Origin of the sequence: Pseudomonas sp. RGB (assembly GCF_007713445.1) — a bacterium.
GTDB lineage: Bacteria > Pseudomonadota > Gammaproteobacteria > Pseudomonadales > Pseudomonadaceae > Aquipseudomonas.
This window is the reverse complement of sequence record NZ_VMSH01000003.1, coordinates 589,203-601,602: the sequence shown is the minus strand read 5'-3', so window position 1 is coordinate 601,602 and position 12,400 is coordinate 589,203. Positions and strand designations below refer to the sequence as shown.

The following is a 12,400-nucleotide window of genomic DNA, read 5'->3' as shown; positions in this document are numbered from 1 at the left end:
CGCTTGGGTGCCATGAACATTACGTTAGCTCGCTAACTATCAGAAAAATTACGCGAGCTTGGCGCTGTAGCCTTCTTCGGTGATCAGCTCGATAACCTGCTCGGCGGACAAGCGACTTTCCACACCGACTTCCTTCGCCGCCAGGTTGACGTTGACGCTCGCCGCAGGGTCCTTGCTCTGCACCGCCTGGGTCACCGCCCGAACGCAATGGCCGCAGGTCATTCCTTCCACGTTGAATACTTGCATGACATGACTCCTTTGATGAGGTTGACGCCAGTCTCGACCTTGCCACGATGGCAAGGTCAAGTTTCAAAAACATCCGCCGGGCTGGTATTCAGCCGCCGCCTCGGCCAAGCTTCATCCATCTTGGATTTGAACCACGGAGCATTCGCCATGCGCTGGTCGTTTTTGGCCCTTATCGGCCTGTTGAGTTTGTCTGCCGCTGCGCCCATGGCCTTCGCCGACGAAGACTATGCGGTGTTGATCATCTCCCGCGAGCGCCTGGAAGTGCCGACCAGCTGCGAGATCGGCCTGTATATCCAGGACCAGTTGGCCGGGCGCCTGTTTCAGGAACAGGCCACGTCGTTCAACTTGCCGGCGGGCAACGTGTCGCTGCGCTTGAAACTGCTGCCGGGCCAAGCCCCTGGCTGCTTGCCGGGCATGCTCGCACCGCCCGCGCAGAACATCACGCTGAAGGCCGGTGATGTGCGCAAGTTGCGTATTGCCCAAGGCCCGGACGGCATGTACCTAAAACCCGCCGCCCTCGAATACTGAACACCTGCCTTGCCGGCCTCAGGTCCTTGCGTGCGCGCCTGAATGGCCGCCGTCATCGCCGGCCAGCCAACCGCCTGAGGCAAATAGCCCCTTGACCTTCCCCACAGGTCAAGGTTGATCCTAGGGGCATCGTCTTCTGGAGGACTGCCCCATGAATGGATCCACCACGTTTGACCTGCCCATCAGCGGCATGACCTGTGCCAGCTGTGCCGGCCGCGTCGAGCGCGCGCTGGGCAAGGTGCCGGGTGTGCAACGTGTCAGCGTCAACCTGGCCAACGAACGCGCCCACGTCGAAGTGCTGGGCCAAATGGACCCCGGCGTACTGATCGCCGCCGTCGACAAGGCCGGCTACACCGCCACCCTGGCGCAAAGCGAAACCGCCACCGACGCCAATCAAGCCCAACGCCTGCATCGCGAGCGTTGGTCGCTGCTGTTGACGATCGTGCTGGCCCTGCCGCTGGTGCTGCCGATGCTGGTGCAGCCCTTCGGCCTGCACTGGATGCTGCCCGCCTGGGTGCAGTTCGCCCTGGCTACGCCGGTGCAATTCATCTTGGGGGCGCGCTTCTACGGCGCCGCATGGAAAGCCGTGCGTGCTGGCGCCGGCAACATGGACCTGCTGGTGGCCATCGGCACCAGCGCCGGCTATGGCTTGAGCATCTATGAATGGCTCACCACGCCCGCTGGCAACATGCCGCACCTGTATTTCGAAGCCTCGGCCGTGGTGATCGCGCTGGTGCTGCTCGGTAAATACCTGGAAAGCCGCGCCAAGCGCCAGACCGCCAGCGCCATCCGCGCCCTCGAAGCCTTGCGCCCGGAGCGGGCGATTCGCGTGCTGGACGGCCGCGAAGAAGACGTCGCCATCAGCGCGTTGAAGCTCGGCGACCGGGTGCTGGTCAAACCCGGCGAGCGCTTCCCGGTGGACGGTGAAGTGATGGAGGGCCAGAGCCATGCCGACGAGGCCTTGATCAGCGGCGAGAGCCTGCCGGTGCCGAAACAGCCCGGCGATAAGGTCACCGGCGGCGCCATCAACGGTGAAGGTCGGTTGCTGGTGCGTACCCAGGCGCTGGGCGCCGAAAGCGTGCTGGCACGCATCATTCGTCTGGTGGAAGACGCCCAGGCGGCGAAGGCTCCGATCCAGAAACTGGTGGATAAGGTCAGCCAGGTGTTTGTGCCCGCCGTGCTGGTACTGGCGCTGATCACCCTGGTGGGCTGGTGGCTCTACGGCGCGCCGCTGGAAACCGCGATCATCAATGCCGTGGCGGTGCTGGTGATTGCGTGCCCGTGTGCGCTGGGCCTGGCCACGCCGACCGCGATCATGGCCGGCACCGGCGTCGCCGCGCGCTATGGCATCCTGATCAAAGACGCCGAAGCTCTGGAACGCGCCCATGCAGTCAGCGCCGTGGTGTTTGACAAGACCGGCACCCTCACCTCCGGCGCGCCGAAAATTGCGCATTTGGCGGCGGTGGATGGCAATGAGTCGCTGCTGCTGCAACACGCCGGCGCACTGCAGCGCGGCAGCGAGCACCCGCTGGCCAAAGCCGTGCTGGATGCCTGCAACGCACAAGGCTTGAACGTGCCAGATGTGACGGCCAGCCAGGCGCTGAGCGGGCGCGGTATTGCGGGCACCTTGGGTGGCCGACAACTGGCGTTGGGCAACCGCCGGATGCTGGAAGAAAACGGCTTGAGTGCGGGTGACCTCGCGGCGTCCGCCAGCGCGTGGGAAGCGCAAGGGCGCACGTTGTCCTGGTTGATCGAACAAGGCGCGCAACCGCGCGTGCTGGGCCTGTTCGCCTTTGGCGATACGCTCAAGCCCGGCGCACTGAAGGCCGTGGAACACCTCAGAGCCCAGCACATCAGCAGCCACTTGCTCACCGGCGACAACCGCGGCAGCGCCCGTGTGGTGGCCGAGGCACTGGGCATCGACGATGTACACGCCGAAGTACTCCCGGCCGACAAAGCCGCCATCGTCGCGCAGCTGAAAAAAACCGGCGCAGTAGCGATGGTCGGCGACGGCATCAACGACGCCCCGGCCCTGGCGGCTGCCGATATCGGCATCGCCATGGGCGGTGGCACCGACGTGGCGATGCACGCGGCGGGCATTACCTTGATGCGCGGCGACCCGCGCCTGGTGCCGGCCGCGCTGGAGATCAGCCGCAAAACCTACGCAAAAATCCGCCAGAACCTGTTCTGGGCCTTTGTGTATAACTTGATCGGCATCCCACTGGCGGCATTCGGCTTGCTCAACCCGGTGTTGGCGGGCGCGGCCATGGCCCTGTCCAGCGTCAGTGTGGTGAGCAATGCGTTACTGTTGAAAACCTGGAAGCCCAAGGATTTGGAGGATGAACGCCCATGAACATCGGCCAAGCCGCCCGTCAGAGCGGGCTGAGCGCAAAGATGATTCGTTACTACGAATCCATCGGCCTGCTCAAAGCCGCCCACCGCACCGACAGCGGTTACCGCGTGTACGGCAGCGATGACTTGCACACACTGGCGTTTATCAAACGCTCGCGGGATATGGGGTTTTCGTTGGAAGAGGTCGGCAAGCTGCTGACCTTGTGGCAAGACCGGCAGCGCGCCAGCGCCGATGTAAAAGCCTTGGCGCGCGAGCATATCGAGGCGCTGAACCAGAAGATTCTGGAGCTGGGGCAACTGCGCGACACGTTGCAGGACCTGGTGGAGCACTGCCAGGGCGATCACCGGCCCGATTGCCCGATTCTCAAGGAGTTGGCATCGGGTAGCTGTTGCGCCGGCTAAGACCTGCATAAAACGACTGTGGGAGCTGGCTTGCCTGCGATGCAGACACCTCGGTGTATTAATAACACTGAAGTGATGCTATCGCAGGCAAGCCAGCTCCCACAGGGGATCGCGCCGGTTTCGAGTTAACGAATCACTGCATCCAAGGCGGCGGCGGTTCTTCCGCGGTCTTGGTCGGTGGCGCATCATCCGCCGCGCGAATCGCTTGCTTGCGCTCTTCATCCAACCGCGCCGCTTCAATCTCGCGAATCACACCGCCCACGTCCGCCAGTTCTTCCGGTTCGTCGAACTCGCCGGTCAATGCGCTGGCCGGGTGCAAGGTGCCGGCTTCGTACAACGCCCACATTTCCTTGGCGTACTTGGTCTTCTTCAACTCCGGAGCAAAGCGCCCGAAGTAGGAAGCCATGTTGCCCACATCCCGCTCCAGCATGTTGAACGCGTGGTTGTTGCCCGCCGCATCCACCGCCTGAGGCAGGTCGATGATCACCGGGCCGGTCGGCGTGAGCAGCACGTTGAACTCGGACAAGTCACCGTGCACCAGACCGGTACACAGCATCAGCACGATCTGGGAAATCAGGAAGGCGTGGTATTCGCGCGCCTGGTCCGGCTCCAGCGTCACGTCATTCAGACGTGGAGCCGCATCGCCGTACTCGTCGGCCACCAGTTCCATCAACAGCACACCTTCAAGGAAGTCGTACGGCTTGGGCACCCGAACGCCCGCACCGGCGAGGCGGAACAGCGCCGCGACTTCGGCGTTCTGCCAGGCATCTTCGGTTTCTTTCTTGCCGAACTTGGAGCCTTTGGCCATGGCTCGGGCCTGGCGGCTGTTACGGACCTTACGGCCTTCCTGGTATTCGGACGCCTGACGAAAACTTCGTTTGTTCGCCTCCTTGTAAACCTTGGCGCAACGCAATTCGTTGCCGCAGCGCACCACATAAACAGCTGCTTCTTTACCACTCATGAGTGGGCGCAGCACTTCGTCGACCAGACCGTCTTCGATCAGGGGTTCAATGCGTTTAGGAGTCTTCATCAGCTTTTATTGTGGGTCCTTTATTACCAAACACGCGTATGGCACTCGTTATACGGCAATCGGCTCGCCTCGGGGAGAGGCTAGCGACCTTTGACACTTAAGAATGCATCCAATATGCCAATTTTTCTGCGCAATTCAGCGCTCGATAATCGCGGTCACGCCCTGCCCGCCCGCGGCGCAGATCGAAATCAGCCCACGGCCCTTGCCCGCCGCGTCCAGCAGCTTGGCCAGGTTGGCGACAATGCGCCCGCCAGTGGCCGCAAACGGGTGCCCGGCAGCCAATGAACTGCCCTTGACGTTGAGCCGGCTGCGGTCGATGGCGCCCAGCGGTGCGTCCAGCCCCAGGCGGGTTTTGCAATATTCCGGGTCTTCCCAGGCTTTGAGCGTGCACAACACTTGGGCAGCGAACGCTTCGTGAATCTCGTAGTAATCAAAGTCCTGCAGCGTCAGGCCATTTCTCGCCAGCAAACGGGGCACGGCGTACACCGGCGCCATCAGCAGGCCTTCGGCGCCGTTGACGAAATCCACGGCCGCCGCTTCGCCATCGCGCAGGTACGCCAGGATCGGCAAGCCGCGCTCCCTGGCCCAGGCTTCACTGCCCAGCAGCACCAACGAGGCGCCATCGGTCAGCGGCGTGGAATTGCCGGCGGTGAGCGTGCCCTTCTCGCTGCGCTCGAACACCGGTTTTAGGCTGGCGAGTTTTTCCAGGGTCAGGTCCGGGCGCAGGTTGTTGTCGCGGGTCAGACCGAGAAAGGGCGTGAGCAAATCGTTATGCCAGCCTTCGGCGTAGGACGCGGCCATTTTCTGATGGCTTTCAAGGGCCAACTGGTCTTGTTCGGCGCGGGGAATCTGCCAGGTCTGCGCCATCAACTCGCAGTGTTGGCCCATGGACAGCCCCGTGCGCGGTTCGCCGTTGCGCGGCAGTTCCGGCTTGAGGTGATGGGGACGAAGTTGTAACAAGACTTTTAATTTGTCCGCCATGGATTTGCTGCGGTTGGCCTGCAGCAGGATCTTGCGCAGGCCTTCATTGACACCGATCGGCGCGTCGGACGTGGTGTCGACGCCACCAGCGATCCCGCACTCTATCTGCCCCAGGGCGATCTTGTTGGCCACCAGCAACGCCGCCTCAAGCCCGGTGCCGCAGGCCTGTTGAATATCGTAGGCCGGGGTTTGCGGCGAGAGGCGCGAACCCAGCACGCATTCGCGCGTGAGGTTGAAGTCGCGGGAATGCTTGAGCACCGCACCCGCGGCCACTTCGCCAATGCGCAGGCCGTGCAGGTTGTAGCGTTCGATCAGGCCTTCCAGGGCTGCGGTCAACATCGCCTGGTTACTCGCCGTGGCATACGGGCCGTTGGACCGGGCGAAGGGGATGCGATTACCGCCAATGATCGCTACACGGCGCAATTGAGTCATGGAAAGCTCCCTGAAGGTTGTGGGTGGAATCATCCAGCCTAGCCTAGGCTGATCGAACGACTGCCGCACCGGGGTGGTCAACCCTTTGAACCCCAGTCTTCGGAGAGCGTTCCATGTCTGACCGTTATATCGACTTCGCCAACTCAAGCCTCGGCCATCGCCTGGTCGCCGCCATTGGCCTGCCGTCACCGGTACGCCTGGAACGCTGGCAGGCCGGGCGCCTGCGTCCGGTGGAAGGCGCACTGCTGCTGGGCGGCGGCGCACTGGCGGCCAAGGTGCTGCCGTTTGCCAATAAACTCACGGACGCTATTTACAGTTACGGTGCCGCACCGCTGTCCGCGCCAGCCTGGATTCCCGGACACGGCCCCAAGCTCAAGGCCGTGGTGTTCGACGCCAGCGACCTGCAGCACACCGGTCAGCTCAAGCAGCTGCGCGAATTCTTTCAGCCGCTGCTGAAAAATCTCGACCACAGCGCGCACCTGGTGATTCTTGGCCGAGCGCCGGAAAGCCTCAGCGATCCGTTTGCAGCCAGTGCGCAGCGTGCCCTGGAGGGTTTCAGCCGCTCGCTGGCCAAGGAACTGCGCAGCGGCGGCGTGTTGCAATTGTTGTATGTGGGCGAAGGTGCCGAGGACCAGTTGGAAGGCGCGTTGCGGTTTTTCCTGTCGCCTAAAAGCGCCTACATCTCTGGCCAGGTGATCCGCCTGCAAGCCTGCGCCACGCCGGTCGAGGATTGGACTCGCCCGTTGGCCGGGCGCAAGGCGCTGGTCACCGGCGCGGCGCGTGGGATTGGCGCCTCGATCGCCGAAACCCTGGCGCGCGACGGTGCCGAGGTGATCGTGCTTGATGTGCCGCAGGCCAAGGCCGATCTCGACGCCCTCGCTGCACGCCTGGGCGCCCGCACCGTGGTGCTGGATATTTGCGCCGAAGACGCGGCAACGCAATTGATCGAACACCTGCCGGACGGCATCGACATCGTGGTGCACAACGCCGGCATCACCCGCGACAAAACCCTGGCCAATATGACCCCGGAATACTGGGACGCGGTGCTGGCGGTCAACCTCAACGCGCCGCAGGTGCTGACCAAGGCCCTGCTCGACAGCGGCACCCTGCACGACAACGGGCGCGTGGTGCTACTGGCGTCCATCAGCGGCATCGCCGGCAACCGCGGGCAAACCAACTACGCCGCGAGCAAGGCCGGGCTGATCGGCCTGGCCCAGGCCTGGGCACCCTTGTTGAGCGAACGCGGGATCAGCATCAATGCCGTGGCGCCTGGCTTCATCGAAACCCAGATGACCGCGCACATTCCCTTCGCCCTGCGCGAAGCCGGGCGGCGCATGAGTTCACTGGGCCAGGGCGGCTTGCCGCAGGACGTGGCCGAGGCAGTGGCCTGGCTCGGCCAACCGGGTTCCGGAGGGGTCAGCGGCCAAGCGCTGCGGGTGTGTGGGCAAAGCCTGCTGGGAGCATAAGCATGGATTGGCAGACCTTAGGCACCACCCCGTTTTTGCCGCCGCTGTACTGGCGTGCAGCGCTCAAGCGCAAGATCACCGGCAGCACCTTGCCCGAACAGGGGCTGCGCTGCCGGGTAAGCGTCAATCCCAAGGCCGTGGCGGCCTATCGCAAGGTCTGCGGCTTTGCCGACAGCCCCATTCTGCCGGCCACTTACCCGCACATTCTGGCGTTCGGTTTGCAGATGCAATTGCTCACCGCAAACAACTTTCCGTTCCCTTTGCTGGGGTTGATCCACCTGAGCAACCGTATTCGCATCCATCGCCCATTGGGCGCGGTCAGCGAGCTGACGGTGGCCGTGCACGCGCAAAACCTCAAGCCGCACGCCAAGGGTGCCACCTTTGAAGTGGTCACCACCGTCGAGGACGCCCTTGGCCTGCTATGGGAAGCCGAAAGCCAGATGCTCTGCCGGGGCGTGAAGCTCGAAGGCGAGTCGGTGAATGATGCGTTGCCCAGCCCCACGCAGGTCACCGAACTGACTCGCTGGAAAGCTCCCGCCGATATCGGCCGCCGCTATGCCCGGGTGTCAGGCGATTACAACCCGATCCACTTGAGCGCCCTGACCGCCAAGTTATTCGGCTTTCCCCAGGCTATCGCGCATGGGCTATGGAACACGGCACGCACCCTCGCGGCACTGGGTGAACACTTGCCTGCGGCCAATATTGAAATCGTGGTCGAGTTCAAGAAACCGGTCCGCCTGCCCAGTGAAGTAACGTTGCTGGCCAGTGCGCCAGGTTCCAGCGGTGAGTTGCTGTTAACCGGCGCGGGTAACATTGAACACATGGTAGGAAAGTGGCAACCGATTGCCTGAATAACGCTGATTAATTGTATATATACACCTTAAGTTATAGCGGACCTTTAAAGGTCCGCTTTTTTATTCAAGCCTTTGTTTTATAAACGATATACCTCCCTTCTCTATACCTTTGGCATTAGTCGCTAAGCACTGTCGGGCGACCCGTATATAAATCGTTAATACCAAGTTGAGCGTTGCGAGAAAGAGTGCCCGGGTCTGTGATAACCCCACGGACAAACGTATCGCTATCCCTAGAAGTAACGAGCGTTTGAAACAACCACGGTTGTACAGGTGCAAGGGAACTCAATCATGAAAACTCAAACTCAAGTAGTGCTATGGAAAGCAAGTACTGCGCTGGCCCTGATCATGGCGATGAGCCTCGGTGGCTGCAGCAGCGGTGGCGGTGGACATCACAGCAGCGTGGCCGCGTCGTCGCCTGACGCAGGCGCCGGCACAGGTACCGGAGGCGGTACAGGCGGTGGCTCCGGTGGCGGCACTGGCGGCGGTACTGATGGTGGCACTGGTGGAGGCACCGGCGGCGGTACTGGTGGCGGCACAGATGGCGGCACCGGCGGTGGCACTGGTGGAGGCACCGGCGGCGGAACTGGCGGTGGCACTGATGGCGGAACCGGCGGTGGCACTGGTGGCGGCACCGGCGGCGGAACTGGCGGTGGCACTGGTGGCGGAACCGGCGGTGGTACTGGCGGTGGTACTGGCGGCGGCACTGGAGGCGGCACCGGCGGTGGCACTGGTGGTGGCACCGGCTCGATTACAACTCCACTGGTAACAGGCCAGATTGCTGGCACCTTGGGCACCACGGTGGGCAATGTCGGTACAGCGGTCGGTGAAATTGGCTCGACCCTGAACGGCGTTCCTATCGTCGGCGTCACCGCTGGCGGCCTGGTGACCTCCGCCGGTACTGCGGTGACCAGCATCGGCAGCGGTGTAACGAACGGTCTGGGCTCACTGGGCACTGACAGCAACTCCCTGGGCAAAACGGTTGCCGGTGTGGCCAACGGCGTTGCCGACCTGGGCACCGGTGTTTCAGGCGCTGGCAAATCCCTGGGCACCACACTGGGTGGCATCCCTGTTGTCGGCGGCCTGACCGGTGGTGTGGGCACTGCGGCGGGGGGTCTGGTGAATAACGTCGGTCAAGCGGTCACGATGCTCGGCGACACCCTCAGCACGTCCAGTACCACGGGCCCATTGGGTTCGCTGACTAACACCGTTGGCGGCAAAGTACTGGTGCCGGTGGTGTCCCTGGTGGAAAACACCACCGGCAACCTCGGCAAGGCAACGGGCCTGGGCAACCCGGTCAATGGTGTGCTGGATAAAGTTGGAGCCACGGTCACCGGCCTGGGCGGCCAGGTTGCCAGCGCCGGCGGCACCGGCAACCCGGTCACCACGATCGTCGGCGGTGCGCTGACCGGCGTCGGTGGCGTGCTCGACAAGTCGGGGGGTTATGTCGCCCCAGCCAGTGGCGCTGCGGCGCCTGGCTTGCCGGAGTTTGTCGGTGGCCTGGTGGCTAACGTGGGTAATGGTCTGAATGCCGGCAACACCAACGGCACAGTGAGTGCAGCGGGTGTAACCGGTGGCGCAGTGGGCAACACGGTCGCCTCGCTCGGCACCGTGCTGGGCGGCACCGGCGTCGCCAACACCGCCGCCACCGCACCGGTGGCTGGCTTGGCCACTAACGTCGGCGCGGCGCTCAATCCTGTGACGACCGGGGTTAGCACCTTGACGCAAAACATCGGCACCACCACAGGTGTCGGCGCTCCCGTCAACGGCCTGGTGACTCAAGTCGGCGGCGCAGTCAGCGGTATAGGCACCAACCTGACCGCCGCCAATGCCAACCCGATCACTAACGCTGTAGGCACCACCGTCACGGCCGTCGGCAACACCGTAGGCGCAGTGGGCGGCCTGGTCACCGGCGGCACCAGTGGCGCAGGTGGCAGTGGTGGTCTGCTCGGTGGGCTGACCGTAGGCGCTGGCGCCAGCACTTCGGCCAATGGCAGTGCAAGCACTGGCACAAGCGGCGGTCTGGGAGGTTTGCTCAACGGCCTGACCGGCAAAAAATAGAATTGCACCTGGCCGATTAGACGGCCTCCCCTACAGCGCCTACGCTTGGTTGAGACGAGAGACCCTTATAAGTCTCTCGTCTTTTTTATGGGCTGGCGTTAACGACTGCCGCGCCCTCCCGCACCGCGTCCAAGAAACCGGCGGGCCCGAAACGCTGCTGCAGTTTGACCATGGAGTGTCCTATGCGCGTGTTGACGCCGTTGTTATTGCTAACCCTCAGTGCCTACGTCCAGGCCGAGACCCTTCCCAGCTTTCTTAACAGCAACGACACCATTCGCACCCTGCCGGTGCCCAACCTTCCCGCCGATGCCTATCGACCGGTCACACCCCAAACCCAGGTGCCGCAAGCGCCTGCGACCCAGAACCAGCCGTTGCAGATGGACACCAAAGTCACCATCCGCAAGCTGCAGATCGAGGGCGGTACGATCTACCCACTGACGGACACGGCCAAGGCCTACGCATCGCTGATTGGCCATGAGACCAACCTTGCGCAACTGATCGAAGCCACCCGCAGCATCACCCGTCGCTATCAGGACGACGGCTACCTGTTGTCCTACGCGTTCCTGCCGCAACAGTCCTTCGAAAACGGCCTGGTGCGCGTGGTATTGGTGGAGGGTTACATCAAGGATTATCAGCAAAGCGGCGACATCGGCTCGGTGTCGGCCTACGTCGATAAACTGGCAGAAAAACTGTTGGCCGAACGGCCGCTCACGCGCAAGACGTTCGAGCGCTATACCACCCTGATGGGCCGTATCCCCGGCGTGACCCTGCAAGCGCAAGTGCCACCGCCGGGCACCACGGATGGCGCCACGCACATGAAAATCGAAGCCACACGCAAGCCGTTTACTACCAGCATGAGCCTGGTCGACGAAAACCGTGGCGGCACTCAAGCCCTGCTCACCGCCACCAGCAATTCCCAGACGTCCATGGGCGAACAGCTCAACGTCAGCGGCCTGTTCCCACCGGGCGACGATAAAGAACATTACTACCGCGTGGGCTACAGCCAGTTCATCAATGCCGAGGGCAGCCAGCTGGTCTTGGGCGCCGAGCGCTACCGCGCCGACCCCAAGAGCAACATACAGCTGGACGGTGGCTTCGAACTCAAGCCGCATCAGGCGATCGATCGCTACACCATTGGCCTCAGCCATCCGCTGATTGCCTCACCCACCGAATCCTTGACCCTGGGTACACGCCTGTATGCCGTTGACCAGACCACGCGCTATCAACTGGTGGGCTACCCCAACCGATTCGACATCGAAACCAACCTGCGCGCGCTGGCGTTCGAGGCCGACTGGCGCAAAGCCGACACTCGCCAATTACGCATCCTCAGCGCCGGCCTGTACCAAGGCATCAATGGTCTGGGGGCCACTACCCGCAGCGACCTGGAAGTCACCAAGCCTGACCTGGACTTCTTCCGCCTGCGCCTGTCCGGCGTGCAAAGCGACAAGTTTTTCGATAACTGGCAAGGCGTGCTGTCGGGGGCGTTCTACTGGAGCGACGACACCTTGCCCGACAGTGAACGCGCCACCTTCGGCGGGCAGAATTTCGGCCGCGGCTATCCCGACGACCAAGCCTCGGGCGACAAGGGTTGGGGCGTGGCCTATGAGGTCAACTACAGCTTCAACCGTGCCGGCGATTGGGTAAAGGTCCTGCAACCCTACGTGGTGCTCGACCGCGCCAAAACCTGGTTCAACGAGCTGCCGGTCAAAGGTAACGACATGTCGTCGGCGGCTGTGGGACTGCGCTTTGGCGACAACAAGTACTACAACATCGCCCTTGAAGCCGCCAAGCCAATGTCGGACATCGCCCTGGACAGCTTCAACCGGCGGCCGCGGTATACGCTGAGTTTCAGCTATCAACTTTGAGTGTTTGCGGTAGCCCGCCTGCGTGGCGAGTGGGCGTGTTCGTGGCCAGTGGACTTGTCCTTCGCCAGGGGGCTTGTCTTTGGATAGGGGGCTTGTCTGTGGCCAGTGGTTTGTCCTTGGCCCGGGGCTTATCTGTGGCGAGCGGGCTTGCCCCGCGTTGGGTCGCGAAGCGGCCCTGACCCAGAC

The 12,400-nt window shown here is 62.9% G+C and carries 10 protein-coding genes; 7 read left to right on the top strand and 3 right to left on the bottom strand.

The window, feature by feature from the left end; genetic code table 11:
- Positions 1–48: 48 nt before the first annotated feature.
- Positions 49–246: a heavy-metal-associated domain-containing protein gene (locus FPT15_RS09720; RefSeq protein WP_106577736.1), complete on the bottom strand. Its 198-nt coding sequence runs from the start codon at positions 244–246 to the stop codon at positions 49–51.
- A 147-nt stretch (positions 247–393) separates the two neighbouring features.
- On the opposite strand from FPT15_RS09720, the gene FPT15_RS09715 reads away from it, so the two are divergent.
- The 3 genes from FPT15_RS09715 to cueR all read left to right on the top strand — a co-directional run bounded on the left by FPT15_RS09715 (position 394) and on the right by cueR (position 3,528).
- On the top strand, positions 394–774 hold the full coding sequence (locus FPT15_RS09715) for a hypothetical protein (protein WP_106577735.1): 381 nt from the start codon (positions 394–396) through the stop codon (positions 772–774).
- A 151-nt stretch (positions 775–925) separates the two neighbouring features.
- Positions 926–3,127, top strand: a complete 2,202-nt coding sequence (locus FPT15_RS09710; protein WP_145160361.1) for a cation-translocating P-type ATPase — start codon at positions 926–928, stop codon at positions 3,125–3,127.
- Positions 3,124–3,528, top strand: a complete 405-nt coding sequence (gene cueR, locus FPT15_RS09705; RefSeq protein WP_145160359.1) for a Cu(I)-responsive transcriptional regulator — start codon at positions 3,124–3,126, stop codon at positions 3,526–3,528. The genes FPT15_RS09710 and cueR overlap by 4 nt, the downstream gene beginning before the upstream one ends.
- Before the next feature lie 133 nt (positions 3,529–3,661).
- Here cueR and FPT15_RS09700 read toward each other — a convergent pair whose 3' ends face one another.
- Together FPT15_RS09700 and FPT15_RS09695 are read right to left on the bottom strand one after the other, a co-directional pair.
- Positions 3,662–4,558: a PA4780 family RIO1-like protein kinase gene (locus FPT15_RS09700; RefSeq protein ID WP_106577732.1), complete on the bottom strand. Its 897-nt coding sequence runs from the start codon at positions 4,556–4,558 to the stop codon at positions 3,662–3,664.
- A 135-nt stretch (positions 4,559–4,693) separates the two neighbouring features.
- Positions 4,694–5,971 (bottom strand): acetyl-CoA C-acetyltransferase, encoded by a 1,278-nt coding sequence (locus FPT15_RS09695; protein WP_145160356.1) that lies wholly within the window; start codon positions 5,969–5,971, stop codon positions 4,694–4,696.
- Between the two features lie 113 nt (positions 5,972–6,084).
- On the opposite strand from FPT15_RS09695, the gene FPT15_RS09690 reads away from it, so the two are divergent.
- The 4 genes from FPT15_RS09690 (at position 6,085) to FPT15_RS09675 (ending at position 12,214) form a co-directional block, all read left to right on the top strand.
- The gene (locus tag FPT15_RS09690) at positions 6,085–7,437 is read left to right on the top strand and encodes a 3-oxoacyl-ACP reductase (RefSeq protein WP_145160354.1); all 1,353 of its coding nucleotides are present in this window, start codon (positions 6,085–6,087) and stop codon (positions 7,435–7,437) included.
- Positions 7,438–7,439: 2 nt separating this feature from the next.
- Complete coding sequence (locus FPT15_RS09685) at positions 7,440–8,288, top strand: MaoC/PaaZ C-terminal domain-containing protein (protein WP_145160352.1); 849 nt, start codon at positions 7,440–7,442, stop codon at positions 8,286–8,288.
- 291 nt (positions 8,289–8,579) lie between these two features.
- Positions 8,580–10,349, top strand: coding sequence for a collagen-like triple helix repeat-containing protein (locus FPT15_RS09680; protein ID WP_256676404.1), 1,770 nt, complete (start codon positions 8,580–8,582; stop codon positions 10,347–10,349).
- A 182-nt stretch (positions 10,350–10,531) separates the two neighbouring features.
- Positions 10,532–12,214 carry a ShlB/FhaC/HecB family hemolysin secretion/activation protein gene (locus FPT15_RS09675; protein WP_145160350.1) on the top strand — a complete coding sequence of 561 codons (1,683 nt, stop codon included), beginning with the start codon at positions 10,532–10,534 and terminating at the stop codon, positions 12,212–12,214.
- Positions 12,215–12,400: the final 186 nt, after the last annotated feature.